Here is a 3371-nt window from a genome sequence, read left to right on the forward strand (position 1 = left end):
GGGCATGACGTTCATGTCGCTTGCGCGGAAGCATGGCTGTTCAGATGGCCATGTTGGTAAAAAGTTGCAAAAGGCCGAAGGCGTCATTGAAGGTATGTTGATGATGCTCGATGTCCGGCTTGAGATGGATAAATATGTTTCTCGCTAGGCCAGGTGACTGACAGATAAAAAAGTTTACGTACGTAAAAAAACGCATATTCTGTTAAGCGTGGTTGCTACGCCAGAATGCTTAAATCGAAAATCTGCCAGAAATGGTGGGGCTTCGTCATCTCTGGCGACGGGGAAGTTGGCCAGCCTGTAAGACCTCATCAGAGGCCGCGTCCGGGATGGACGTGTTGTCATGCACCCACCGCTAATTAATTCTGAGGTAGATAAGATGGCAATAATGAATCAATCATTACAGGATTGGTGATAATATTTCGATTTTTAATAATCAGACATTGAAGCAGCTTTTTATTGTGTGCTCAACGTGTTGCTTGCTGCCTGAAACATTATACTTCTTCCCGTTTGCTTTAGAGTTTGCCCGAAAAGCAACCAATTTGATGAGTGGGGAAGAAGCGGTCCTGTTCGGGAAAAAAGTATTGATGAATTTCAGAGAGATTATACGAAAACAGGTCTGCATTAATAATATGTCATACAAACCATTCTAATCTAATGAGGTTATAAAATGACTGATAAAACAAATATCTTTGAACGTGAAACGCAGCTCGACCCAAAACTTGATACTGATATGAAATTAAATGACGACCGTAGCGAAGCATTCTGGAATGAAAACTTTGGCCAGCTCTCGGAGTTAAGCGTTATGTTTGCTGATACCGGGTCTGGTGGAGCACGAATTTATGGCAACAGCAATAACTCCGCCAGAGTGCTGGTCAACATTAAGATTAAAGGCAGGGGCGATAACGCAGGTAAAGTTATTAGCTTGTCTCCGGGCTTCCTGATGGATAATGTCGGATTATGCGAATATTCTACCGGTAATGACCTGGCGTATGGCTATAATAAACAAGACATGTCAGGCTGGTTCTGGCGTACGAAAGGACGTGTGGATTCTCACCAGGATCAGGATTTTATTGGAACTGTGGATTCTGCAGCTGTGCTGACGGAGTCTCAGGGCCAGAGTGGGAGTAGTAGGGTTGATACATGGGATTCGGAAACTACGCAGTATCCATTATATGTCTCCTGTAGTCAAAAGGCTGCTCGCTATAATATCTCGGCATACGTTAATATACCGGGGATTGGCAAATTTAACTGCAGTATGAATGGTACCAGCACGCCGAATGGTAATCCGGCTGACAGCCGTCCTGCACAACCATTTAAAAAAGCATCATTGGTAAGTGTCGAAGCACTGGCCCCGGTTAGCTATGATGATTCAACTAACCTTAAAGTTACATCTGGCTGGTCCTCATGGCATGACTGGGAATTCCCGGTCAAGGATATGTCACAATTCTATCCGAGTGGGCGAGATTATAGCGGTACTTTCAGCTTCAATCCATTTTCCTTAAGAGTCGCACCTAATACTGATAATAAGAACGTAGGCTCCAGATTTGTAAGGAAAGAGATTAAGGGGGCCGCAGGTGGAGATGCCAGCAGTATGCGGTGGTCTGTTGCACCACATATTTTAAAAGGTGTAACTGGAGGGAATTACGATCTAAGCGCTTTATTTATTGACCAGAACTACAGTGGGGTGCTCGGCGGCTCGGCATATTATCTCAAGCAGCAGGGAGCCGGTGCTGATAATGGTCCATTTTGCTATTATTATGTTGGAGAGAATGATTACCGTCTTTATCGAGGTAACGAAGACAAAGTGTCAGATGAATACATAAAGATTGATATCCGCAATTTCTGCTTTACTGGTGGCGGAAATCTAAGGTTGGTGGGAAGTATGTCTGATGATACTGCTGTAGTTACTGTTTATGACGAATTCGGTAATTCGGGGCGTGTTAAAATAAAATTTCAGGAAAGTGACTGGCCACGCGTACGCATCAACGAGCAACTTATCGGGTGATTATTTGTAAGTTTTATTAGCTAATGGCCAGAGTCTTAGCGGCTTTTATTACTGGATTAAAACCACGCCCTGCGGGCGTGGTCATTGGTAAGTTTATTTTTTACTTAACTGTTTTTTGCTTTAGAAATTACAGACCAGGTAACGACCTGTTTTTTTGCTTTTATTTTTCTCCCAGGCAAGGTTTAGTTATGAACAATACTGACTTTCATTCACAGGCATTTAATTTTACGAGCGCTGTACAGGGGAGTGTTGACCCCCGTACCGGACTTTTCATGGTCAACATGCCTCTCGTTTCGCTGAAAGGTAATGAGCTGCGTGGACCTGAATTCAAATTTTCACTGAATTATAATCCTCTCAGCCAGACGAGCATGGGGCTGGGAAAAGGCATCAGCACCGGTCTGACAGTGCTTGACCGCGGGAATAATACACTCACGCTGAGTACCGGGGAGCAGTACCGCCTTATTCCAGGTACCGATGAAGTTCGCCATCAAAAAATGGACAACTTTCGTCTGAATTACACGGGGAGTGCCTATCAGATCACGCACAAGGACGGTAGTGTTGAATGGCTGACCGAAGAAGGAAATGAGCTCTGGCTGCCGACCCGCCTTTACACCCCTGCCGGTCACGGCCTCACTCTTGAATGGGATGCCAGCAGCGGCACCCCCAGACTCTGGCGGGTGACCGATGACAGCAAAACGGAGCTCTGTAGCATCACCTACACCAGCAGTGAAGTCAGTATTAAAACTTCTGCAGGTTATAATGTCAGCCTGTTACTTACCGGCGATTACGTTGAACAGGTCGTTGCCCGCAGCGACAGTTTTGAAGAAGACCATGATGAATTTATCTGGACGCTGGAATATGACTGGATTGACCCGTTGCAAAGCTGGCTCTGGGGGATAACCGGGGTAAGCAGCCCTACAGGCCTGAAAGAGAGCGTTTCTTATGACCGCACTGAAGGCATGCAGTTTCCTGAGCTGGCAGGGAGCCGACCGGCCCTGCCGCGTGTCACTGAGCATCGCAGAGCGCCGGGTGCAGACCAGCCGGATATCGTGTCAACTTTTGACTATTCGCCCTACAATTATCTGGGACGGGGCAGCAATTTGCAAAGCTGGTCGCCGGACAGCGACTGCATGCTGGGAAGTCTGATGGATTACACTTATTCTTCAACTGAAACGTCACTGGATGCAGAGGGTTCAGAGATTATTACCACGCGTGAATGGAACAGCTACCATTTGCAGGAGCTGGAGTCGGTTGAGCATGGTGACCATATTCAGGAGACTTACACGACCTATCATGCATTGCGTGATGTTGATTTCAGTGACCAGCCGGTAAACTGCATGCAACCTCATGAAGTCACCCGGAGCTG

The 3371-nt window shown here is 46.4% G+C and carries 2 protein-coding genes and 1 pseudogene; all 3 read left to right on the forward strand.

Annotation, left to right across the window (positions count from 1 at the left end; genetic code table 11):
• Positions 1 to 148: antiterminator Q family protein (locus tag VGM55_RS13875; RefSeq protein ID WP_331635788.1), on the forward strand; the 148-nt coding region annotated here is incomplete at its 5' end.
• A 519-nt stretch (positions 149 to 667) separates the two neighbouring features.
• Positions 668 to 2005, forward strand: coding sequence for a hypothetical protein (locus tag VGM55_RS13880; RefSeq protein ID WP_331635787.1), 1338 nt, complete (start codon positions 668 to 670; stop codon positions 2003 to 2005).
• A 272-nt stretch (positions 2006 to 2277) separates the two neighbouring features.
• Positions 2278 to 3371: pseudogene (locus VGM55_RS13885) on the forward strand (hypothetical protein); the annotation flags it as partial.

Source organism: Cedecea sp. (assembly GCF_036500665.1).
Taxonomy (GTDB): domain Bacteria; phylum Pseudomonadota; class Gammaproteobacteria; order Enterobacterales; family Enterobacteriaceae; genus Cedecea.

Bases quoted from the DNA above. Each gene is read 5' to 3' on its own strand.
- VGM55_RS13880 (WP_331635787.1), top strand. From the start codon at position 668: ATGACTGATAAAACAAATATCTTTGAACGTGAAACGCAGCTCGACCCA.